17 protein-coding genes are annotated in these 22,029 nt (G+C 60.0%); 7 read left to right on the forward strand and 10 right to left on the reverse strand.

Annotated features, from left to right (window positions below; genetic code table 11):
* Nucleotide 1: 1 nt before the first annotated feature.
* Entirely contained in the window at nt 2–994 is a 993-nt protein-coding gene (locus tag ACYQ11_RS15065; protein WP_459924631.1) for a DUF6765 family protein, read from the reverse strand.
* 732 nt (nt 995–1,726) lie between these two features.
* Between ACYQ11_RS15065 and ACYQ11_RS15070 the strand changes: the two genes are divergently transcribed.
* Complete coding sequence (locus tag ACYQ11_RS15070) at nt 1,727–3,274, forward strand: NAD(P)/FAD-dependent oxidoreductase (protein WP_459924632.1); 1,548 nt, start codon at nt 1,727–1,729, stop codon at nt 3,272–3,274.
* On the opposite strand, the gene ACYQ11_RS15075 is transcribed toward ACYQ11_RS15070, so the two are convergent.
* The 6 genes from ACYQ11_RS15075 to ACYQ11_RS15100 form a co-directional block, all read right to left on the reverse strand.
* Nucleotides 3,271–6,306, reverse strand: a complete 3,036-nt coding sequence (locus tag ACYQ11_RS15075; protein WP_459924633.1) for an efflux RND transporter permease subunit — start codon at nt 6,304–6,306, stop codon at nt 3,271–3,273. The genes ACYQ11_RS15070 and ACYQ11_RS15075 overlap by 4 nt on opposite strands.
* 36 nt (nt 6,307–6,342) lie before the next feature.
* A complete protein-coding gene (locus ACYQ11_RS15080) occupies nt 6,343–7,431 on the reverse strand; it encodes an efflux RND transporter periplasmic adaptor subunit (protein ID WP_459924634.1) in 1,089 nt (362 codons plus the stop codon).
* 81 nt (nt 7,432–7,512) lie between these two features.
* Nucleotides 7,513–8,367, reverse strand: coding sequence for a metal ABC transporter permease (locus ACYQ11_RS15085; RefSeq protein WP_459924635.1), 855 nt, complete (start codon nt 8,365–8,367; stop codon nt 7,513–7,515).
* Nucleotides 8,342–9,190 (reverse strand): metal ABC transporter ATP-binding protein, encoded by an 849-nt coding sequence (locus ACYQ11_RS15090; RefSeq protein ID WP_459924636.1) that lies wholly within the window; start codon nt 9,188–9,190, stop codon nt 8,342–8,344. Before ACYQ11_RS15090 ends, ACYQ11_RS15085 begins: the two co-directional genes overlap by 26 nt.
* Nucleotides 9,174–10,148, reverse strand: coding sequence for a metal ABC transporter substrate-binding protein (locus ACYQ11_RS15095; protein ID WP_459924637.1), 975 nt, complete (start codon nt 10,146–10,148; stop codon nt 9,174–9,176). Before ACYQ11_RS15095 ends, ACYQ11_RS15090 begins: the two co-directional genes overlap by 17 nt.
* A gap of 94 nt (nt 10,149–10,242) precedes the next feature.
* Nucleotides 10,243–11,568 (reverse strand): sigma-54 interaction domain-containing protein, encoded by a 1,326-nt coding sequence (locus ACYQ11_RS15100; protein ID WP_459924638.1) that lies wholly within the window; start codon nt 11,566–11,568, stop codon nt 10,243–10,245.
* Between the two features lie 309 nt (nt 11,569–11,877).
* On the opposite strand from ACYQ11_RS15100, the gene ACYQ11_RS15105 reads away from it, so the two are divergent.
* Nucleotides 11,878–12,825, forward strand: a complete 948-nt coding sequence (locus ACYQ11_RS15105) for a universal stress protein (protein WP_459924639.1) — start codon at nt 11,878–11,880, stop codon at nt 12,823–12,825.
* A 139-nt stretch (nt 12,826–12,964) separates the two neighbouring features.
* Here ACYQ11_RS15105 and ACYQ11_RS15110 read toward each other — a convergent pair whose 3' ends face one another.
* Nucleotides 12,965–13,669 (reverse strand): PEP-CTERM sorting domain-containing protein, encoded by a 705-nt coding sequence (locus tag ACYQ11_RS15110; protein WP_459924640.1) that lies wholly within the window; start codon nt 13,667–13,669, stop codon nt 12,965–12,967.
* A 416-nt stretch (nt 13,670–14,085) separates the two neighbouring features.
* On the opposite strand from ACYQ11_RS15110, the gene gmhB reads away from it, so the two are divergent.
* The 3 genes from gmhB to ACYQ11_RS15125 all read left to right on the forward strand — a co-directional run bounded on the left by gmhB (nt 14,086) and on the right by ACYQ11_RS15125 (nt 18,341).
* On the forward strand, nt 14,086–14,655 hold the full coding sequence (gene gmhB / locus ACYQ11_RS15115; protein WP_459924641.1) for a D-glycero-beta-D-manno-heptose 1,7-bisphosphate 7-phosphatase: 570 nt from the start codon (nt 14,086–14,088) through the stop codon (nt 14,653–14,655).
* Nucleotides 14,642–16,822, forward strand: coding sequence for an SF1B family DNA helicase RecD2 (gene recD2 / locus ACYQ11_RS15120; RefSeq protein ID WP_459924642.1), 2,181 nt, complete (start codon nt 14,642–14,644; stop codon nt 16,820–16,822). The genes gmhB and recD2 overlap by 14 nt, the downstream gene beginning before the upstream one ends.
* A 124-nt stretch (nt 16,823–16,946) precedes the next feature.
* Nucleotides 16,947–18,341: a fibronectin type III domain-containing protein gene (locus tag ACYQ11_RS15125; protein ID WP_459924643.1), complete on the forward strand. Its 1,395-nt coding sequence runs from the start codon at nt 16,947–16,949 to the stop codon at nt 18,339–18,341.
* Here ACYQ11_RS15125 and ACYQ11_RS15130 read toward each other — a convergent pair.
* Entirely contained in the window at nt 18,338–18,757 is a 420-nt protein-coding gene (locus tag ACYQ11_RS15130) for a DUF1178 family protein (RefSeq protein WP_459924644.1), read from the reverse strand. The genes ACYQ11_RS15125 and ACYQ11_RS15130 overlap by 4 nt on opposite strands.
* A gap of 255 nt (nt 18,758–19,012) precedes the next feature.
* Between ACYQ11_RS15130 and ACYQ11_RS15135 the strand changes: the two genes are divergently transcribed.
* Together ACYQ11_RS15135 and nadB are read left to right on the forward strand one after the other, a co-directional pair.
* Nucleotides 19,013–19,651 carry a TIGR04211 family SH3 domain-containing protein gene (locus ACYQ11_RS15135; RefSeq protein WP_459924645.1) on the forward strand — a complete coding sequence of 213 codons (639 nt, stop codon included), beginning with the start codon at nt 19,013–19,015 and terminating at the stop codon, nt 19,649–19,651.
* Nucleotides 19,652–19,657: 6 nt separating this feature from the next.
* On the forward strand, nt 19,658–21,298 hold the full coding sequence (nadB, locus tag ACYQ11_RS15140) for an L-aspartate oxidase (protein WP_459924646.1): 1,641 nt from the start codon (nt 19,658–19,660) through the stop codon (nt 21,296–21,298).
* 10 nt (nt 21,299–21,308) lie between these two features.
* On the opposite strand, the gene ubiE is transcribed toward nadB, so the two are convergent.
* Nucleotides 21,309–22,022: a bifunctional demethylmenaquinone methyltransferase/2-methoxy-6-polyprenyl-1,4-benzoquinol methylase UbiE gene (ubiE, locus tag ACYQ11_RS15145; protein ID WP_459924647.1), complete on the reverse strand. Its 714-nt coding sequence runs from the start codon at nt 22,020–22,022 to the stop codon at nt 21,309–21,311.
* Between the last annotated feature and the right edge of the window lie 7 nt (nt 22,023–22,029).

Genomic DNA, 22,029 nt, shown 5'->3' on the forward strand with positions numbered 1-22,029 from the left:
GTCAGTGATTGTGCAATGTCACGTTCATCTGCTCGAACAGCGGCGACAGCTCGACCATGCAAAAGGCCTGGTGGGCTTTGACGGCTTCCTGAAACAAAAAGAAATCCGAAGTCAGGTAGCCGTCTTTCCACTGATAATGATCCCTGAAGACCGTGAGGCTCGGCAGGAAGGTATCGGGCAGGCCCTTGACCGTGGTCGCAACGGCCCGGTCGAACCAGGCCCGGGGATCGTAGTCCGGCAGTTTGAACAGGCGGTCGTAACGCTCGAGACGGGCCTCCTCCCCTTTGAGTTTTTCCCCCGTGTAGGCGGGGCCCATGGCCGCGAGCAGATCCTGCTCCAGGGCCTGCCAGGCGGCCTCTTTGTTTTTCTTCCGGGTACACCGGGCAAATTCGTCAAACAGACATTTGGCCGCGTCGAGAAAACGATGGGTGTTGTTCACCTGACTGCGGATGATCCGGCTGTCGTTCCACTGGTGGGCCACCCAGTCGGGATGGTGGATGAAGTCGGCATGACCGATGTTGGGCAGAAGGTTCAGGTCCTGGCCGTTGATGCCGTCGTACCAGCCCACGAAATTCTGGTGGGCCCAGGTGTCGGCAAAGGCATGGGCCGCCACGCCCAGGCGGTGCAGACGAAAGGGGCTGCGGTCCTCCCTTGCCGCCTTCATGACCTTGCGGGCCAAGGCGTTGCCGGGGGTGGTGGTCAGAATGTGCATCTTGCCGTCGGACCGTCGGGCCGACGGGGCCAGGGGATCGCCCGGAAGAAAATGAAAAATCGGATAGATCCGCATCAGATCCCGTTTGGGCTTGAGGATGTCCATGGTCTGGCTGATATAGACCTCGTAGGGCTCGGCCTGATCCTTTGCTTCGATGACGCACAGAAAATCGTTGTCGTCCACCAGCTGTGCCGCATGGGCGATGGTGACGGCATCCTCTTCAGAAAAACCGGCCCGTCGGGCGATGATCCCGGTGATGTGGTAATGAAATTCCTTGTCCATGACGCCTCCTTGCAGGTGAGGGGTTCAGACGGCTTGTGCCGTATTCGGCGCGGGCACGTAGGGGCGACCCGCCGGTCGCCCCTGTACCGACCCGGGACACCATTGCCGAAATACACCGAAATTTTGATTATCCGATCTGTTTTCCATCATTCACACCCCCGACAATGCCACCAAACAGGCATTGCTGCTGGTGGGTGCACATCGTGATAAAATACATCCCATCCCTTGAATAGTTGTAATTTTTCAGTCGAATGGAGCGCCGGTGGTGGATATCAGGATTGTATACCGCCACTCTGCCTCCAGTTCAATATCGTTAAGCAATCTTTCAGTTCGTGATTCTGGAAGAAACATTAATCAAAAATGAATATCATCATCACCGGGAAGTCAAGCAAAAAAAACGCTCCCCCGACAGGATCGCAGAAGATCCGGTTTTCCCTGATCATGATCGTCCGTTTTCCCGAGAGCATGACCTACGATTCCCCATGTACACAAACCCCGTGTTTCTGGTAGGATGTCCGGCAGGTCGGATGCAGGGACGGCGATTTTTTAACGGATCAGAACATGATGAACTCGTAAAAATTAGAATTTCAGACGGCTTTGTAAAATGTTCGAGATCAAGGCTTGCGAATCCCGAGGAATGAGGCGTACTTAGGGTACGCCGCAGTGACGAGGAATGACGCGTAACGCAGATATCGGACGTTTTACGAAGCCGTCTGAACATAAGGATCAGACATGGACAACACGGTGGTGGTCGATATCGCGGCGGGGCCGGACGAGGCGCGGGATGCAGAGCTGATCCGGGCCCTTGCCCTGGAAAAGGCGGGACAGATGCGGGGCGCGGTCCGCATCGTCCGGCGGAGCATCGATGCACGGTCCCGGCAGGTCAGGTATCAGCTCCGGGTGATGGTGGGCGACGATGCGGCGGCCATCCGCCCGGTTGAAGAGCATTTCAGGCCCGTCCCCCTGGGGGAGAAGCGGGTCATCATCGTGGGGGCCGGGCCCGCAGGGTATTTTGCCGCCCTGTCCCTGATCGAGCAGGGCATCCGGCCCATGATCGTCGAACGGGGCAAGGATGTGACCGCCCGGCGCAAGGATATCAAGCGCCTTTACACCGACGGCACGGTTGATCCCCATTCGAATTACTGCTTCGGTGAAGGCGGGGCCGGGACCTATTCGGACGGCAAGCTGTACACCCGGTCGGACAAACGGGGCAACGTGGGCCGCATTCTGGATCTTCTGGTGGACCACGGAGCCCCGACGGATATCCGTATCGACGCCCATCCCCATGTGGGGTCCAACGTGCTGCCCCGGGTGGTTCGGGCTCTCCGTCAGTCCATCGAAGGAGCAGGCGGGGTGATCCGGTTCGGGGCCTTTGTCGATGACCTGATCATCAAAGGCGGTCACATAAGGGGTGTCCGTATCAACGGGGACGAACGGCTCGAGGGCGACGCGGTGATTCTTGCCACCGGCCATTCGGCCCGGGACATCTACCGGCTGATGGTGTCAAAGGGGATTCCCGCAGAGGCCAAGCCCTTTGCCCTGGGGGTAAGGATCGAGCATCCCCAGGCCCTGATCGATGAGATTTTCTACAAACAAACGCCCAGACATCCCCTGCTGCCGCCGTCCGAATACCGCATCGCCTGTCAGGTGGAGGGCCGGGGCGTGTATTCGTTCTGCATGTGTCCGGGGGGCTTTGTGGTTCCGGCGTCCACCGCGCCGGGGGAACTGGTGTTAAACGGCATGAGCATGGCGGGCCGCAGCGCCCCCTTTGCCAACGCGGGCCTGGTGGTGGAGCTGCGCCTCGCCGACATGGGCGCAGGAGACGATCCCCTGTCGGCCCTGCACTTTCAGGAAAAGGTGGAAAGGGACATGTTCCGGGCCGGCGACGGCGTCCGTCAGAAGGCACCGGCTCAGACCGTCCGGGATTTCATGGAAGGCCGCCTGTCCACGGCTCTGGGCGCCGGATCATACATTCCCGGCCGTGTTTCGGCCCCCCTTCACACCCTCCTGCCCGAGGGCGTGGCCCGGCGGCTGCGTCAGGCCCTTCTGATCTTCGGAAAAAAATACAAAGGCTACGACTCCGCCGAAGCCGTGATCATGGCCGTGGAGTCCCGGACCAGCACCCCGGTCCGCATCCTCCGCGATGCCGCCACCCTGATGAGCCCCGGCGCAGGGGGCCTGTTTCCCTGCGGCGAAGGGGCCGGGTACGCCGGGGGCATCGTGTCCGCGGCCATGGACGGCGAGCGGGTCGCCCGGGCCGTGGCCGCCTACCTGTCCTAATCCTCGATGCGCACCTTGAAAAACAGGGTATACAGCACCGGCACGACGAACATGGTCAACAGCGTGGCGAACATCAGGCCGGAAATGATGGTCACGGACATGCTGACAAAAAAGGCGTCAAACACCAGGGGAACCATGCCCAGGGCCGTGGTCAGGGCCGCCATGGCCACAGGCCGGACCCGGCTGACCCCCGAATCCATCACCGCCGCGTAGGGCGTCTTGCCCTCGGCCAGATCCGCGTTGACCTGATCGATCAGGACGATGGCGTTTTTGATGAGCATCCCCGACAGGCTCAAAAACCCCAGAATGGCCATGAACCCGAAAGGCTGATGGGTCACAAGAAGACCCACGGTCACGCCGATGAGGGCCAGTGGCACACAGAGCATGATCACCAGCGGCTCACGCAACGCATTGAACAGGGCGATCAGGGTGACGACCATCAGGAGGGCGATGAGGGGCATGCCCTGCATCAGCTGGGCCGACGCCTTGCTGGAATTCTCGTATTCCCCGCCCCAGACCAGGCTGTAGCCCGGCGGCAGGACAATCCGGCTGACGGGGGCCATCACCTGTTTCTGAAGATCGCTGGTCAGCACCCCCTCGACGGGATCGGCGGACACGGTCAGGGTTCTTAGCCTGTTGCGACGGTGGATGATGTCGTCGGCAAACACGATCCCGATATCTTGAACCACCTGGCGCAGGGGAATCATACGCCCCGCGTGGGGGCTCCAGATCTGAAGATTGTTGAGACTGGCGATATCCTTGCGTTCCTCACCGGGAGCCCGGACCTTGACGGGCAGGAGTTCGTCTCCGTCCCGGAACAGGCCGATGACGGCACCTTCGAAGGACTCCCGGAGCAGGCGGGAGACATCGGGACGGGTGATGCCGTTGAGATTGGCCTGTTCCTCTGCCGGTGACACCTCAACGGTTTTAACCTTCTGACGCCAGTCGGTCCGGACGGCGTCGGCCTGTCCCGTGGCCTCGATGATCCGGCGGACATGGTCGCCCACCTGGCGGAGAACGCTGCCGTCGGGTCCGGCGATCCTCAGTTCGATCTTGCTGCCTCCCGGCCCCAGGGCCATTTTCCGGATGCGGGCCAGTCCGTCGGGAAACATCGTTGTCAGATGGCCCTTGATCTCGGGAATGAGGTGGTCGATGACCCGATAATCCTGCACATCCACAAGAAACTGGACATAACTGCTGTTGGCCCTCTCCGGGGCGTAGGTGAGCATGAACCGCGGAGCCCCCTGACCGATCAGGGTGGTCACATGGGTGACCCCCGCACGATCCAGAAGATCGGCTTCGATCTTCAGGGCCTGCCGTTCGGTTTCCTCGATATGGGTGCCCTGGGGCAGATAGAAATCGATCATGAACTGGGGACGGGTGGAATCGGGAAAAAAGCTGGTCTTCACCGATCCGAACCCCCAGAGAGCCGCGATGAACATGACGCCGACGAGCCCCATGCTCAACCACCGGTGATGAATGCACAAAGACAGAAGACGGCGGTAGCCGGTGTAGAAACGGGACCCGTAAAGGGGGGCGCCCTGGTTTTTGGGAACCTTCAGGAACATTACCGCCAGAAGCGGGGTGACGGTGACCGCCGTGACCCAGCTCAGGCCCAGGGAAAACATCACGACCTGGAACAGGGATCGGCAAAATTCACCGGTGCTGTCCTGGGACGTTCCGATGGCGGCAAAGGCCAGGATGGCGATGACCGTGGCGCCGAACAGGGGCCACGCCGTCTGGTTGACGGTTTCGATGGCCGCCGTTTTCTTGTCCGTACCCCGGCTGATACGGATCAGAATGCCGTCGACGACCACGATGGCGTTGTCCACCAGCATGCCCAGGGCGATGATCAGAGCCCCCAGGGAGATGCGTTCGAGGGCGATGCCGAAGGGCTTCATGAAAATGAAGGTGCCGATGACCGTGAGAAACAAGATAAACCCGATGAGGGCGGCGCTCTGGAAGCCCATGAACACCATCAGAACCACGATGACAATGATCACCGCCTCGATCAGATTGGTCATGAACATGGAAATGGCCTTGGCGACCGAATCGGACTGCATGGATACGGGGGAAATGGCGATGCCCAGGGGAATCATCGGTGTCAGTTCAGCCAGACGCTGTTTGACGGCCTCGCCCATGGTGACCACGTTGCCGCCGGACACGGTGGACAGACCCAGGCCGATGGCCCGCTTGCCGTCGTAGCGCATCAGGTGGGTGGGCGGTTCCACATAGGCCCGCCGGACCCGGGCGATGTCCTTGAGGTACAGATCCTTGCCTGATCCGGCCCGGGGAATCAGGAGATCCTCATATTGCCGGACCGAGGAAAAACTCCCCGTGGTCGCAAGGGCGATCCACTCGGAGCCCACCGTAACGCGGCCCGCATCGGTCACGGCGTTCTGGGCCGTCAAGGCGTTGACCACCTGAGACAGGGGCAGGCCAAGCTGGGCCATGCGGTCCCGGTCGGGAATGATGTACACGGCCTCGGTGCGCAAACCCGACACCGTGATCTTGGCCACATCCCTGACGAGCAGAAGTTCCCGCTCAAGCATCTTGACCGTCTCTTTCAACTCTGCGTCGGTGTATTCATCGCCGGTCACGGCGAAAAACACCCCGTACACGTCCCCATAATCGTCGATCACCTTTGACGGCCCGGCCCCCGGAGGCAGGGCCGCCTGAACGTCGCTGATTTTTCTGCGAAGTTCATCCCAGACCTGGGGCAGGCTGTTTCGATCGTACGAATCCCTGATTTCCACGGTGACCGTGGACAGGCCCCGCTCGGACCGGGACAGGACCTTATCCACCTGTCCCATCTGCTGAACGGCTTTTTCGATCTTGTCCGTCACCTCCTGCTCGACTTCCACAGGCGATCCGCCGGGGTAGGATGTCACGACCAGGGCCTGCTTGATGGTGAATTCGGGGTCTTCCAGGCGGCTCAAACCCTGGTAGGAAAGGATCCCGGCCCCCAGAACGGCCAGGGTCAGCGCCAGGGTGACGACCTTTTTTTCGATGGACAATCGGGCGATATTCATGATGGGTCTCCTGCCTGTGTTCGATGGGCGTGCGGGTCAGAGCCTGAATCGACTGACCGCCATCCCTTCACGAAGTTGATGCACCCCGGATACGGCGACGATCTCTCCGTCCGAAAGGCCGTCAAGAATCATGATATCAGACCCGATCATGTTGGCGACCTGAACCGATCGGCGGCTGACGGTCATGGCTTCGGGGTGGACCACCCAGACGCAGGGACGCCCCTTTTCGTCGGAAAACACGGCCTGGGCCGGAAGGAACAGGTCTTTTTTCGCCGTATCCGCGGGGACCTGTTTACGGATGGTCACCCGGGCCGTCATACCCGGCAGGATCACGATGTCGCCTGGCGGAGAGAAGGACAGGGTCAGGGCAAAGGTCCGGGTGGCCGGGTCCGCGCTGGTCGACACCTCGTAAAACGCCGCCGGAAAGGACCGGTTGGGGTAGGCGCTCAGGCTGATCATCGGCGAAAAAAGACGATTGGCCTCTTCCACGGTGCGGGTTTCCTCGGCCAGGGTCAGATCTTTTTCCGGCACATCCACCCGAAGTTTGAGACGCTTGTCATCCTGGAAGATCATCACGGTCTGTTTGGCCTGGACATTCTGAAAATTATCCATCAGCCGCCGGGCCACCCGACCGTTGAATGGTGCGGTCATCACCGTGTCCTCCAACTTTTTCCGGGCGCTTTTCATATCGGCTTCGGCCACGTCGGCGTTGCGCCTGATATCGTCATACTGTTTGCGGGAGATCACCTGGTTTTTGAGCAGGGCGCCGGCCCGATCGTAGTCCTTGGCGGCGGTATCGTACACCGCTTTTTTTGAATCAAAAGCCAGCCGGTAATCCCGGTCATCGAGACGGGCCAGAACCTGGCCTGCGGCCACCTGCTGCCCCTCGGTCACGGTAAGTTCCACCAGTTTGCCCGGTACTTCAAAGGCCATGGCCACTTCCTGCATCGGCGAAACGGCCCCGGAAAACGCCAGAATTTCACGGGCCGCATCCCGCGATACATCCACCATTTTAACCATTCGAACCGGCTGAGGCTCGGCGTTTTGCTCCGTTTTCCCGCAGCCTGCCCAGGCAAGACACAGGACCAGAACACCGACAAGCATCATGGGGCGAACACGTATCATCGTCGTTTCTCCTTTAAAACGCCTGCGATCAGGCCGTTGACATGAGGTTTTCCCAGCTGTTGCTTATTATTTTCGAGATCTTTAACGCCGGATCAGCCCATAGACAAGGCTGACCAGAAACCAGCCGAAGGCCGTCAGGATGATGGTGGCGCCGGTGGCGGTGCCGGCCCAGGGCTGGGCCGAAAGAATCAGGCCGGACACGGCGGCGCTGATACTGATGATCAGGGACCACCAGAACATGCCTCCGGCGCTCCGTGAAAAATTCCGGGCGGCGGCGGCGGGCACGATAATCATGGCCGTGACCAGAAGGACTCCCACGGCCCAGACCGAAAACATCACGATCAAAGACAGCATGGCGGCAAACCCGTACTGGTAGATCGACACCCGGACCCGGTGGGTTTTGGCAAGGATGCCGTTGATGCCGATGTACAGAAGCTTGTTGTAACTGTATGCCTGGAAGATCATCAGCACGACGAACAGAACCGCCAGCACCAGGATATCGGTGTTGCCGATGGTCAGGATATCGCCGTAGAGAAAGCGCTGCATGTCCCGGGCCACGGTGCGGTCCCGGCTGACCATGGCCAGGCCGAAGGCAACCACCGCCGAAAAAATCACGCCGACCACCGTGTCGGAGGACAGACGGGTTTTTCGGTAAAGGCTCATGATGCAGAGCCCCACCAGCACACCGAACACCGGCATGGTCAGATGGGGATTGACGGCAAAGATCATGCCCAAAGCCACCCCGGCAAAGGCCGAATGGCTGATGGCGTCGGAAAAGAACGCCATGCGGAAGTTCACCACCTGGACCCCCATGGAGGCGGCCATGGGCATCAAAAGCAAGAGCCCCACCAGGGCCTGCTGCATGAACAGCGCGTTTAAGCAGTCGAACGGCAGAATCCGGGGAATCAGCTCATAAAGAGGTGTCAGAAGAGGCATGGTCGTCCTTTTTATCCATGATCTGTATGCCGTTGCGGCGGCAGCAGGGCGCGGTGCAGACCGTCTGACCGTCGGGCATGGACCGTGAGGCCACCAGGCCCATGTGCATGCCGAAAAGGGCCGTCAGGGTCTCTCCGGTCAGAACCTCCCGGGGGGGGCCCTCGGCCGCGACCCGGTGGTTCAGGCAGATCGCATGACCGGCATGATGGGTCACGGAGGCCAGGTCATGGCTGACCATCAGCTGGGTGAAGCCCTGCTTTCGGCGCAGTTCGTCGAGCAGTTCGCAGAATACGTGCTCACCGTGGATGTCGACCCCGGCGGCCGGTTCGTCGAGTACCAGAATCTCCGGCTCCTGGAACAGGGCAAGGGCCAGCAGCACCCGCTGCATTTCACCCCCGGACAGGGCGCCCAGGTTCCGGCGGCATAAATGACCGGCCCGGACCGATTCCAGGCGGGCCCGCACGGTGTTTTTCAGATCCCGCCGTACCCCGAACCACAAGGGCTTCGCCTGGACGCCCAGCACCATAAACTCCTCGACGGTCATGGGCAGGGCCCGGTCAAAGGAAAGGCGCTGGGGCACATAGCCGATCCGGGCCTTTCCCCTGGACATGGCCCGCACGGAGATGGTTCCCTGGTGGGGGCATTCACCCAGGAGGCAGAGCAGAAGGGTGGTCTTGCCCGCGCCGTTGGGCCCCACGATGGCGGTGCAGCCGCCCCGGGGCACCGAGGCGCTCACCCGTTCGAGGATGGACACCCTGCCCATACGGACCGAAACCTCGTCGAAGACAATGGCGGCGTTGGAATCGTTAGTCCCGGGATTCATCAGGGCGGACTCCCAGGGTTTTTTCAAGAACGGCGAGGTTTTCCATCATCTTTTTTTCATAATAGTCAAGCGGGGCCATGGCGGGACCGGTGGCCACGGGATCGAGCAGGATCAGCGGAATGCCCGTTTCCCGGGAAAGGGTCGAAGCGATTTTACCCGGATACTGGGGCTCGGTGACGATGGCCCCGGCCTTTTCCTTTCGGATGACGGCCATGGTGTGAAGAAGGTCCGAGGCCGAGGGCTCCCGGCCGGCGTGACTCTGAATGTATGCCGTGATCGTAAGGTCCAGGTCCCGGGCCAGATAGTCGAAGGCCCCGTGCTGTGTCACGATGCGGCGACCGATCAGGCGCCGGGACCTCTCGGCCATGGTCCGGGCCAGGGTTTCAAGGGTTTGTGCATAAGCCCCGGCATTTTTTTCGTAAAGCGTCCGGCCGTCCGGATCCACCGTCGACAGACCCCGTGCGATCGTCATCACCATCCGGGCCGCCATGCGGGGGCCGGCGAACAGGTGGGGATTGGGAGTGCGGTCCTCATCACGGCCATGACCATGGTCGTGGCCGTGATGATCGTGATGATGGTGATCGTCATCGTCCGCGTAGTAGATCAGATCCGTGATCCCTGACGTGCTGTCGATGACGGTGATCGACGGATTGGCCTTGGCGATGGATGCCCCGAGAAACTCCTCCAGCCCCAGGCCGTTAACCACCAGCACGCGGGACCGGGCCAGGGCCCGCATGTCGCCGGGGGTCAGGGCATAATCATGGGGGCAGCCCAGATCGGCCGGCAGCATCAGGTCCACCGTCAGGTTCGCCCGGCCCTTTGTGACGTTTCGGGTCATCTGGTACACGGGAAAGGTGGTGGCCAGGACGGACAGCCCCGACTCGGCCGCAAGGGGCAGCGGACACAGGGCGATGAACAGAAAAAGTACAAGCATCCGGGGGACACGGCGGCGGTCCATGGTCTCTCTCCTTGATGAGGGTCGGGTCAGCGGAAAATGCGTTATTGTAAGGCCCCGATCGCATGCCGTCAAGCTCTGAATCATCTTCCCCCAATCAGGCCCGACGAAGGCCGTGACGGATCAGTTTGCGGCGCAGGGTGTTTTTGTCGATGCCCAACTGACGGGCCGTGGCCATGATTTTCCCCCGGTTTTGCGCAAGGGCCTGGGCGATGGCCGCTTTCTCGGACTCCGCAAGGGTCACGGGGCCTGGGGCCAAGCCGCACATACCGTCCGACCGGAACCGCTCCGGAAGATGGCCGGGCTGGATCAGTCCGACCTCGCACAGCACGAAGGCGTGTTCGATGGCGTTTTCCAGTTCCCGGATGTTGCCCGGATAATCATACTGCATCAGGGCCTTCATGGCGGACGGTGAAACACCCGGCAGCATTTTCCCAGACAGGCCGTTGAACCGTTCGATGAAATGATCGACCAGAAGCGGAATGTCCTCCCGTCGCTCGGAAAGGGGCGGCAGCGACATCCGTATCACATTGATCCGGTAGAACAGGTCCTCCCGGAAGCGCCCGCTGTGAACCAGCTCTGCCGGATCAAGACGGCTGGCGGCGATGATCCGGGCGTTGGTCGTCTCGCTCCGGGTGCCGCCCAGGGGTTCGTAGCATTTTTCCTGAAGCACCCGAAGAAGCTTGACCTGGGTCTGGTGAGGGACGTCCCCGATTTCATCCAGGAAAATCGTGCCGTCGTTGGCCAGGGCAAAGCGACCGGGCTTGTCTTTTTTCGCATCGGTAAACGCCCCTTTTTTGTATCCGAACAGTTCGGACTCGATCAGGGTGTCGGGCAGGGCCCCGCAGTTGACCGCCACAAAGGGTCCCTGTCTGCAGGCGCTGTGATGGTGAATGGCCCGGGCCATCAACTCCTTGCCCGTGCCCGTGGGCCCGTCGATCAGCACCGTACTCCGGCTTTCGGCGATCTGGGGAAGAATGGAAAAATACCGCTGCATCGACGGGTTCCGGCTGATGATGTCGTCAAAGGAGTGCTTTGCAAGGCAGGCGTTTTTCAGGCGGTGGATGTCGCTCAGGTCCCGGAAGATCTCCACCCCTCCGAAGACGCGTCCCCGGGAGTCCCGGAGCAGGGCGGTGGTCACGCTGACCGGAACCTTCCGGCCGTCGGCCCGGTCAAAAAAAACCGGCACATCGACATACGGTTCCCCCGTTTCCCGATGGCGTCCGAGAAGGCAGGCCTTTGTGCAGAAGCGGGTGTGGAAGACCTCCCGGCAGGGCCGGCCCACCACCTCGGCCCGACGAAATCCGGTGATGGTTTCGGCGGCCCGGTTGAAGGTCATGATGATTCCCTCGAGGTTAACCGTGAACACCCCGTCGTTGATGCTTTCAAGAATCACCCGGTAGTTGTCGAGAAGGCTGTGCATGGCGTCCCTCCCCCGTCGGTTTGGTGTGATTTCAGCCTACGGCCCCGGCCGGAGGAAGTCAACGAAAAGATGCGAACTGTTCCCACACCGCCAAAAACAAGGTTCATTATGTTCCCTGTCTGACGCCGGAGCCGGGCAACAACCCTGCCGAAACCGGCCGTGAACCGGCCATGACGGACCGTATGCCGGAGTCGGCACCATCCTTGCTCTATCTATCGTTCAACGGGTGTCGATGCCGTTCGAAAAAACCGATTCCAGCCGCCCTGACCCCGAACCGCCTCCGACCCGGAGGCCCCAAGGAGGTATGCCGTGTTCCGAAAAATCCTGTTTGCAACCAACGCATCGGCGGCCTGCGAAAGCGGCGCCTGCGTGGCCTTCAATCTGGCCCGTAAATACGATGCCCATTTAACCGTTCTCCATGTGTTCGGCGTGCCCAGTCGCGGCAACACCCCCTTTGTCGTGGATCTGAAAACCGGTGAGTCCGAACTGACCTGCGACGCGGACTACATCGCCTGGGTCCGGGAGGAAATCCGGGGTCTCTATGCCGATGAGATCGACAAAACCCCGCATTGCGACATCGAATGCCGGGTGGGCGTCCCCCACCGGGAAATCCTCCGACAGGCCCGCATCGAAGGCGTGGATGCCATCGTCATGGGTGATCACACCTGTGTCGACGATGTCGAGGCCGTCCGGTTCCGAAACGTGATCGGCAACACCCTCCAGATGGTGACCAAACACGCCCCCTGTCCGGTCTTCGTCATCAACCGCCCCTGCGAGACCCGCCTGTGGGAAATCAAAACCATCGTTCTGGCCACGGATTTTTCACGGGCCTGCGGCTGCGCCTTTCATTTCGCCGCCGCCATGGCCAGGCAGATCAAAAGCCGTCTTCTGATTTTTCACAGCGTGGACATCACCCCCCGGCAGTTCGGTCGACTGGAATCCCAGAGCGCCATCGAAGACCGGATTGACGAGGCCCGCCGGAAAATCGACCGGGAATACGTGCCGGACCTGTCTGATCTGGAACACGGCATCCATATCTGGGAAGGGATTCCCCCGGTGGAACTGCTGAAATTCGCCCGTGAATTCAGTGCCGACTTGATCGTCATGGCCCACCACAACAGCGACATGGCCGGAGGGGCCATCGGAGGCATGATCGAACAGGTGGTGTTGAGGTCCCGCTGCCCCGTGGTCAGCGTCAACCACCCCCAGCCCGAAAGCGCCGACCGGCTTTGGGAATCGGCCGAGGCGACGGAATGATCGAACAAAAAAATCATTGATGAACTCGTAAAACGTCATCATACGAAGCCGTCCGCATTCAAAAACGAAAAGCCTCCGGCATTACTGCCGGAGGCTTTCGCCGTCATGGAGGAGAGGGCCTTGATCTGTTGTTCACACCTTATCCTTTTCTGGATTTTCTCCGGAAGCCCGCCAGACAGGCCAGGCCGGAGCCCAGAAGTATCATCGTGGCCGGTTCGGGAACCGGATCCACGGGGGGAGGGGGTTCATCGATATAAAAATTGTCCATCCCGAAGCAATAGGCGTTTAACGAAGAAATGGTGAAAGACGTGATGCCGTCAAACGTGTCGTCCAGCCACAGCCTGGCAATGCCGTCGCTGGGCGTGACTCCGTTTGACAGATACTCGATGCCCCAGTCGGACGAGGGCAGCAGCAGCGATGAGCCGTTCGAAGCCGTGATATAGGACAATTCCTCACCGGAGGATGCACCGCCGCCGGTTATCGTGTTGGATGTCATGTCCACATAGTTCAGATCAAAGGCCGTCCCGTCGACCTTCGTGAACACGATATCGATAGAATAAAACGGATGGGCGTGGATCACCGAATTGTCGACCCCTTCGCCTGTGTACCATTGATAATAATTGCCGATGGTGCCGTAACCTCCCACGAAATCCACCCTGAAACCGTCTTCGATGTAATAATCGACCATGCTGTTATATAAATCCGTGTCCGTGGTCAAAACATCGCTGCCGCTGTTTAAATGCGCCGTCCCTCCGGCAAAATCGATAACGGCCGCATGAACCGCACCGGCCGTAAGCATCACGCCCAAGGCCAAACCCACTATGTGACGATATACCTTGTCCATAAGATCTCCTTGTCTTCAACTATTAGAAATGATTGATGAAAGCAACCTACGTATGACGGTAACACCACGCCTACCTTTGCTTGTTAGGCCCTCCTCGATGCCTGTTGGATATGTACGATGCGGAAAAACAGGAAATGATGAAATGTGTTCTCAAGGAATTCAACAATCATGCCAAAAACCAACGGCCCCGCCTCCGCCCTGATTTCAGCGCCCCCCGACCGGTCACCGGCCCCGGCATGACCCATCCTCAAGACTGCATTACACACTGAGCATGAAGATCATTACACAGGTGTGTAGTTTGCTTCACACCAATCAGGACCGGTCCCTTCGCCCTTCCCCTTGATTAATCGGCCAAAGCATGGAATAGTGAGGCCCGGCAGCAACGACAGAACGATCGGATCAGGAACAGGGAAGGCATGGACAAAACCGTTTTTATCGACAGGGACGGAGTGATCAACCGGGATTCGCCGGAGTATATCAAATCCGTCGACGAATTCATCTTTCTGCCGGGAAGCCTTGAGGCCCTGTGTGAGCTGAGCCGCAAGGGGTACACCGTCATCGTCATCACCAACCAGTCGGTCATCGGCCGAAAGCTGGTCACGCCGGAAGGACTCCGTCTGATTTTCAAGGCCATGACCGATGCGGTCGAACAAAATGGCGGCCTGATCCGGGATATCTTCTTCTGCCCCCATGTGCCCGAAGACCGCTGCGACTGCCGAAAGCCCCTTCCGGGCCTGATTTTAAAGGCCCGGGACCGCTATGATATCGACCTGAAAAACGCCGTGATGATCGGGGACAGCGCCAAGGACATGCGCTGCGCCGGGGCTGCCGGCGTGGGCCGGCGCATTCTGGTCCGGACGGGCAACGGCCCCAAGGCCCTGGCCGACCTTGTCCGGGACAATGATCCGCCGGATCTCATCGCCGAGGATCTTTACCACGCCGTCCGCCTGCTGATCGATTCGGACAACGCCCATGGCCGCTCTTGAAATCCGGGGCGAACTCGGTCGGATCCGCTTCCGGAACGAGGACAACCAGTACACGGTGGCCGATTTTCACGCCAGGGAACCAAAGATCCAGGTGACCGTGGTGGGCTTTCTTGTGGGGGTCCGCCCCGGCGACGCCCTGTGCCTGACCGGAGCCTGGGAAAAACACGGCAAGTTCGGCAGGCAATTTAAAATCGACGCCTTCGAGCCCCTGATGCCCGATACCCTTTCCGGCATCAAGGCCTATCTCAAAGCCCTGGACATCCCGGGCCTGAGCGGAAAAAAAATCGCCCTGCTGGTCAGGACCTTCGAAGAGAAAACCCTTGAGGTCATCGACACCCGGCCCGAGTCCCTGACCACCGTCCCCGGAATCGGCAAGGTGCTGAGCCTTCGGATCACCGAGGCCTGGGGCCGTCACAACGACATCGGAAAACTCAGCCGCTGTCTTCAGTCCCTGGACCTTCCCGCCTCGTTCTGCGCCCGCATCCACCGCCGTTACCAGGCCGAGGCCGTGGATATCATCCGACGATCCCCCTACACCCTGGCCCTGGATTTTCCCGACCTGCCCTTCGCCCTCATCGACCAGGCCGCAAGCCGCATGGGCCTTAACCGCAACGATCCCCAGCGTGTCTCGGCCTGCCTGCTCCATCTGATGAACGGGTTCGCCGGCGACGGCCATGTGTATGTGCCCCAAAGCAGCCTCATTCAACGGGTGACGGTGCGGTTCGGCATCGATAAGGACCGGGCCGTCCAGGCCCTGGATGATCTGGCCGATCAGCAACTCATCAAGCGCGACACAATCTGCGACGATCCGGACGATGAGGCGATCTATCTGACCGAGCTTTACCGGGCGGAAACCCGGACGGCCCTCACCCTCACGGCCCTCAACGCCCTGCCGTCCGAAGATCCGGGCCTGGACGAGGAGGCCGTCATCGAAGCCGTCCTCCGGAAACTGGCCATCAAGCTCTCCGACGAACAGCTTGAGACGCTTCAGGATATTCTGTCCCACCGGGTGTCGGTGATCACCGGGGGGCCGGGCACCGGAAAAACCACCCTGATCCGGTCGGTGGCCGCCATCGCCCGGCTTCTGGGCAAAAAAATTCTTCTGGCGGCTCCCACAGGCCGCGCGGCCCGGCGTCTGGCCGAGGTCACCGGCGAGGAGGCCGCCACCATCCACAAAATGCTTGACTACAACATCGGTACCGGACGGTTCGACAAAAACCGTTACGAACCTCTGGATGTCGATGTGCTGATCGTGGACGAGGCCTCGATGATCGACATCGTGCTGATGTCCCACCTGGTCAGCGCCGTCCCGTTTCGGGCCTCACTGATCCTGGTGGGCGACATCTTCCAACTGCCCTCGGTGGGGCCGGGCACGGTGCTGGCGGACCTGATCGAAAGCCGCCGTTTCCGGACCTTTGAACTGACCCGGATCTTCCGTCAGGCCGAGGAAAGTCCCATCATCCGCAATGCCCACCTTGTCCGACAGGGCAAACCTCCGGAAATCTCGGTCGAGCCGGACTCCGGCGCCCTTTCCGAATTCTATTTCATCGAAACCGCCGAGCCGCTGACGGTCATGGAACGCATCGTGGATCTGTGTGCCCGGCGCATTCCCGAAAAATACCGCCTGGACCCCTTCGCCGACATCCAGGTGCTGACCCCCATGCACAAAGGCGAGGTGGGCACCCTCAGCCTGAACAGCGCCCTTCAGCAGGCGCTGAATCCGGACGGCCCGTCCATCGACGGCCCCGGCACCCGCTTCCGCAAGGGAGACAAGGTCATGCATCTCAAGAACAACTACGAGAAGGAGGTGGCCAACGGCGACATCGGCATCGTCGGCACCCTCGACAAAACGGCCCGATCGCTGACCGTCACCTACTTCGGACGGGAGGTGGCCTATTCCTTCGACGAGCTGCACGAACTGACCTTGGCCTATGCCGTCACGGTCCATAAATCCCAGGGCTCCGAATACCCGGCCGTGGTGGTGCCCATCACCTTCCAGCACCGCCCCCTGCTTCAGCGGAACCTGCTGTACACGGCCATGACCCGGGGACGGAACCTGGTCATTCTTATCGGAACCCGACGGGCGCTGACCCTGGCGCTTTCCAACGACCGGCCCAACCGGAGACGGTCGGCCCTCACACGGCGGCTCACCGATTTTCCCTCCTGAAACGGCAGGGGCGACACCCGGCGCCGGGCAGGCTTATTTGTTTGACATTTACCTGTTTTTCCCTGTATGGGTAGGCAAAAGGAAACAACGTCGTCAACCCTCTTGAAACCCGGAAACGATCAGCATGAAACCAACCGCCCTTGTTGTGATGTTCCTTCTTTTGTCGCTTTCAGGCCCGATCGGCGCCCTGGCCGATGTGCCCCAGAACCCCGGCGGCGTGACGCTCTCATCGAGCAGCAACGCCGTCACCGTGACATGGTCCGCCAACACCGACGGAATCACCGACGGCTACTACGTCTACCACTGGGTCACCACCGACAGTTCACAGCCGACCCGGAAAACCATTCTTCATGTGGACGGAACCGTCAACTACACCCACGTCATCACCGGTCTGATCGACAACACGGACTACACGATCAAAGTCACGGCCTACGACGGCGACGATGAATCCAACTCAAGCAACAGAACCGTCACAACCTCCGCCATCGACCTCACGGTGACCCTGACCGCAGCGGGAACCATCGACATCCGCCTGGGCGAAGGCTACGACAGCGTGGAAAGCTACGATCTCTATGTGGGCACGTCCCACGTGGTTCCGGACCCGGTCACCCATATACCCGACGTGACCCAGTACGACGTGCTGTCGGTGACCGGCCTGGCCGGTGACACGGTGTATACCCTGACGGGGCTGAACCGTCAGACCTACTACATCTTCGCCCAGGTGAACTACGGATCGGGCAGCAGCTCCCTCATCGACGAGATCGCCTTTGACGTCGACGATTTCGGGACCTTTTTCAGCAACGCCGGAGATATCGACAACGGCTGCTTCATCGGCAACACGGCCCCTGCCGCCTGGTCCGGGTGCGCCTCCGCCACGGCCCTGGCCGTTCTGGCCGTAACGGCGCTTTTGTTTGCGGGCCGGATCCGGATCCCCCTTCTGGCGCTTCTGATGATGGTACTGTACGGATCACAGGGGTATGCCCGGGACGAGTCGCCGGACACGTACAAAAACCTCGTGGGCGTGAAGGTCGGCTGGTTCGTTCCTTCCGAGGATCTGCAAAAAGACGTTTACGATACCATTGTGCCGACCTGCCTGTTCTACGAACGGATGCTCACCCGTTTTTTCTCCGCCGACGCCTCGGCGGGGTACACCCGGGCCAAGGGATATGCCGTCACGACCTCTTCTGCGGAAACCGGGGTCCGGACGGATCTCGACATCGTGCCCTTTTCCATGTCCCTGAATGTGAACCTTCCCGTCCATGAGCTGATCAGCCTCTATATGGGGGCGGGCGGTGATTACTGGGGCTTTCGGGAATCATCGCCGAACGGCGACTTCGACAACGAGATCGGCGGCTGGCACGGCAAGGCGGGCATCAAACTGTTCACCGGTGATTCGGAATACTACAGAAGAGGCGGCGTGCTGATCGAAGCCTGCTACACCGCCCTCGACCGTTTCGGAGACAACGACGCAGACCTGGGAGGCTGGACCTACAGCCTTGGCGTCATGTACTGCTTCTAATTTTTTACATTTTTGTCCGGCAGGGGAATCTTGAGCAAGGGCACCCCTTCTTTTTCAAGGAGTTTTTCTTCTTCCGCCGAACTGACGCCACGGATGTTGCGCGGTTCGGCCACGCCGTAATGGATCTTCAGGGCCTCCCGGGTGAATTCCGTGCCCACATCGTCGAAATTCTTTTCGAGAAACTCCGCGAATTTGCGACTGATATCCCCCACGGCCAGCTGTCGGCGATTATCCTGTTTGGCCGGGAACTGAGCCTTGGGAATGGCGAAGGTGCTCAGCACGATGAACACCCCGGCGTCATCGCAGACCGGGCAGGTGACCAGGCCCTGCTTCCGCTGTTCCTCAAAGGCCTCCCGGTCGTCGAACCAGCCCTCGAAGGTGTGACCGTTTGAACATTGCAAATCGAACGCGATCATCGCTAACTCCTGTGTGTCAAAATCCCCTTGTTCCCGGGGCCTCTGCCGACGGCTCGACCCTTGTCCACGGCGGCTTGCACCGTAAAATGTGATTTAGTATCATAAAAAAATTCAGAATCAAATATTGAATGACGAATTTCATTTTTTGCTTTCAATTATTCCGGGCTCATGTATAAGGTATAGCCCATATATAAGCGTTTTCAACCGCTGTTACCCGATGGGTTCCCCATCGTTTCAATCAACAGGAGTAGCCCCATGAAGCGTTTTTTTCTGACCGCATTCGGACTCTTTTTTCTGACGTTCCCCGCCCTGGCCCAGGATGTGTACGTGACCGATATCCTCAGCGCCACCTTCCGGACAGGGCCGGGCAACGACCACAAAATCCTGCGCATGATCAAATCGGGCGAAAAGCTGACCGTCCTTGAAACCCAGGAGGCCTGGACCAGAGTCAAGACCGCGGGCGGCCTCGAAGGATGGATGCTCAATCAGTGGCTGACCGAAGACGTCCCCAAGGCCATCCGGCTCGATGCCCTCAATAATAAATATGAAGACCTTCTGGCCCGGTACTCCACCCTCAAGCAGAATTGCGACACCATGGAAGAGGAAAACAAGACGCTCAAAGCCAACCTGGCCATCAGCAGCAAAAAAGAGCGGGACATCCGCAAGGAGTTCGAGGAACTCAAGGCCGGATCGACCCAGTATCTGGAACTCAAGGAGCAGTTCGCCAAAACCCGTTCCGCCCTCGATGAGAAAATCCGTGAATGCGATGCCCTGAACGACCAGCTGACCCAGAAGCAGATCTTCTGGACCCTGGCCGGGGCCGGGATTCTCCTGACCGGCATCATCATCGGATTTTCATCCAAACGAAAACGCAGACATTCCCTGCTGGATTAAACGCCCATGGATTACACAACGGATTTTCTGGTTATCGGCAGCGGGGTCGCGGGTCTGACCTTCGCCCTCAAGGTGGCGGACCACGGCACCGTGGCCCTTGTCACCAAACGCGATATCATGGAAAGCAACACGGCCTACGCCCAAGGCGGCATCGCCGCCGTGCTGAGTTCCGTGGACTCCTTCGATCTCCACATCAAAGACACCATGGAATCCGGGGACCATCTGAACAACCGGGACGTGGTGGAAATGGTGGTGACCCACGGCCCCGATCTGGTGCGGGAACTGATCGAGCTGGGCGTGAAGTTCAGCCGCAGCGAATCGGAAGGAAAAAAGAGCCCCGGCACCGAATACGACTTGGGCCGGGAGGGAGGGCATTCGGAAAACCGGGTGATCCACGCCGACGACATGACCGGACGGGCCATGGAAACCGTGCTGGTGGACCATGTGAGACGCCATCCGAATATCCGGGTGTACGAACATCATATCGCCCTGGATCTGATCACCTATTCCACACGGATGCGCAGCGGCCTTTTGATCAAACAGCAGGAATCCTCCTGCTGCGGCGCCTATATTCTGGATATCCGAACGAAAAAGGTCAACACCTTCGCCTCCCGGTTCACGGTTCTGGCCACCGGCGGTGCGGGAAAAGTTTACCTGTACACCAGCAACCCCGACGTGGCCACCGGCGACGGCATCGCCATGGGCTTCCGGGCCGGGGCCTCGGTGGCGAACCTGGAATTCGTCCAGTTCCACCCCACCTGCCTCTACCACCCCGAGGCCAAGAATTTCCTGATCTCCGAAGCGGTCCGCGGCGAAGGCGCCGTTCTGATCGACGCAAACGGCAATCCCTTCATGCACCGATACGATTCACTGAAAGACCTGGCCTGCCGCGACGTGGTTTCCCGGGCCATCGATTCGGAACTGAAAAAAAGCGGGGCGGACTCCGTGTTTCTCGACATCACCCACAAGGATCCGGCCTTTGTGCGCAAGCGCTTTCCCAACCTGTACGAAAAATGCCTGTCTTTCGGCTTCGACATGACCCAAGACCCCATTCCCGTGGTGCCGGCGGCCCACTACATGTGCGGGGGCGTGGCCACGGACCTGAACGGCAAGACCGATATCAACAACCTCTACGCCGTCGGTGAAACCGCCTGCACCGGACTCCACGGCGCCAACCGACTGGCCAGCAATTCACTGCTCGAAGCCCTGGTCTACGCGGACCGGGCCGCAAAAAACGCCCTGGAGGAACTCCAGGCCTTCCATGACAAAGCCTTCGTCGATCCCCCGGACTGGGACGATGCGGGAACCACGGACAGCGACGAAGTCAGCCTGGTCTCCCACAACTGGGATGAGATCCGGCGGTTCATGTGGGATTACGTGGGCGTGGTCCGGTCCAACAAGCGCCTCGAGCGGGCCATGCGGCGGATCGTGAACATCCAGCAGGAAATCCGGGATTATTACTGGGATTTCAAGGTCACCTCGGATCTGATCGAACTGAGAAACATCGCCACCGTGGCCGAACTGATCATCACCTGCGCCATGAAACGCAAGGAAAGCCGGGGCCTTCACTACACCATCGAATACCCCGCCAAGGACGACGTGAACGGACTCAAGGATACGGTGCTCAAACGGACGCCGGTGATCTGACCGGGGAGACCTACCCCTTTTTCTTACCCGTAAACAGCGTCACGATGCCCAGCGTCATTTTTTTCCAGGTCACCGCGTCAAAGCCCGCCGTCTCCATCAGGGCACCGAAGGTTTTCGCATCGGGGAAGCGGATCACCGACTGGGGCAGGTACTCATAGGCCGCCAGGTTCTTCGAAAACAGCCCCCCCACAAAAGGAAGCACCCTGAGAAAATAAAACATGTAAAGGGCATGGAACAGGGGGTTCTCCGGCGTGGACAGTTCGAGCACGGCCAGGGTCCCCCCGGGCTTCAGGCAGCGGAAAAATTCGGCCAGGGCCCGTTCCCGGTCCTGAATGTTCCGGATGCCGAAGGCGATGGTCAGGGCGTCAAACCGCTCCGGCCCGAAGGGCAGAAAAAGGGCGTTGCCCGAAAGAAGCGGAATATCCCCGACCCCCGCCGAACGGACCTTCTCCCGACAAAGCACCAGCATGTTCCGGGAAAAATCCAGCCCCGTGACGCGGACGGCCTCACCGAAACGCCGCCGCACCGTCAGGGCCACGTCACCGGTGCCGCAGGCCACGTCCAGCACCTCGGCCGCCCGGCCGGAGTCAAGCCCCAGAGACCGGACCATCCGGCGCCGCCAGAGCACGTCCTGCTTGAGGGACAGGGTCCGGTTGAGAAAATCGTAACGATGGGCAATGGTATCAAACATTTCCCGGATAAAGGGCAATTCATTCCTGGTCATTGACAAT

It is taken from the genome of Desulfatiferula olefinivorans, assembly GCF_054657895.1.

Coding starts and splice junctions, on each gene's coding strand:
- ACYQ11_RS15065 (WP_459924631.1), bottom strand. CDS start 994: ATGGACAAGGAATTTCATTACCACATCACCGGGATCATCGCCCGACGG.
- ACYQ11_RS15070 (WP_459924632.1), top strand. CDS start 1,727: ATGGACAACACGGTGGTGGTCGATATCGCGGCGGGGCCGGACGAGGCG.
- ACYQ11_RS15075 (WP_459924633.1), bottom strand. CDS start 6,306: ATGAATATCGCCCGATTGTCCATCGAAAAAAAGGTCGTCACCCTGGCG.
- ACYQ11_RS15080 (WP_459924634.1), bottom strand. CDS start 7,431: ATGATACGTGTTCGCCCCATGATGCTTGTCGGTGTTCTGGTCCTGTGT.
- ACYQ11_RS15085 (WP_459924635.1), bottom strand. CDS start 8,367: ATGCCTCTTCTGACACCTCTTTATGAGCTGATTCCCCGGATTCTGCCG.
- ACYQ11_RS15090 (WP_459924636.1), bottom strand. CDS start 9,190: ATGAATCCCGGGACTAACGATTCCAACGCCGCCATTGTCTTCGACGAG.
- ACYQ11_RS15095 (WP_459924637.1), bottom strand. CDS start 10,148: ATGGACCGCCGCCGTGTCCCCCGGATGCTTGTACTTTTTCTGTTCATC.
- ACYQ11_RS15100 (WP_459924638.1), bottom strand. CDS start 11,568: ATGCACAGCCTTCTCGACAACTACCGGGTGATTCTTGAAAGCATCAAC.
- ACYQ11_RS15110 (WP_459924640.1), bottom strand. CDS start 13,669: ATGGACAAGGTATATCGTCACATAGTGGGTTTGGCCTTGGGCGTGATG.
- gmhB (WP_459924641.1), top strand. CDS start 14,086: ATGGACAAAACCGTTTTTATCGACAGGGACGGAGTGATCAACCGGGAT.
- recD2 (WP_459924642.1), top strand. CDS start 14,642: ATGGCCGCTCTTGAAATCCGGGGCGAACTCGGTCGGATCCGCTTCCGG.
- ACYQ11_RS15125 (WP_459924643.1), top strand. CDS start 16,947: ATGAAACCAACCGCCCTTGTTGTGATGTTCCTTCTTTTGTCGCTTTCA.
- ACYQ11_RS15130 (WP_459924644.1), bottom strand. CDS start 18,757: ATGATCGCGTTCGATTTGCAATGTTCAAACGGTCACACCTTCGAGGGC.
- ACYQ11_RS15135 (WP_459924645.1), top strand. CDS start 19,013: ATGAAGCGTTTTTTTCTGACCGCATTCGGACTCTTTTTTCTGACGTTC.
- nadB (WP_459924646.1), top strand. CDS start 19,658: ATGGATTACACAACGGATTTTCTGGTTATCGGCAGCGGGGTCGCGGGT.
- ubiE (WP_459924647.1), bottom strand. CDS start 22,022: ATGACCAGGAATGAATTGCCCTTTATCCGGGAAATGTTTGATACCATT.